This window comes from Tritonibacter sp. SIMBA_163, from assembly GCF_046535935.1.
Classification (GTDB): Bacteria; Pseudomonadota; Alphaproteobacteria; order Rhodobacterales; family Rhodobacteraceae; genus Epibacterium; species Epibacterium scottomollicae.
This window is the reverse complement of record NZ_JAWJBP010001327.1, coordinates 1-236: the sequence shown is the minus strand read 5'-3', so window position 1 is coordinate 236 and position 236 is coordinate 1. Positions and strand designations below refer to the sequence as shown.

The 236-nt window shown below is 72.9% G+C and carries 1 protein-coding gene; it reads right to left on the bottom strand.

The window, feature by feature from the left end; translation table 11 throughout:
* Positions 1-199: hypothetical protein (locus R0J92_RS26610; RefSeq protein ID WP_411053890.1), on the bottom strand; the 199-nt coding region annotated here is incomplete at its 3' end.
* Positions 200-236 lie beyond the last annotated feature (37 nt).

Genomic DNA, 236 nt, shown 5'->3' with positions numbered 1-236 from the left:
CCCGATCCGCAGCGACCGCCGTGCGCAGCTCCCCCACCATGCCCCGCAGCCGTTCCAGCGGGGCGCGCAGACGTTCGGTCTGGGGGGCCAGATCGCCAAGGACATCATCGGCCTCCAGCACCACACCGCCGCCAAAGGTCACCCGGCCACGGCCATTGCCATCACCAATCAGCCCGGCCCCCTCGGTGAGCTGCGCCACGGGCTCTGCCCCTGTCCCCGTGCGCGCCGCGTTGACG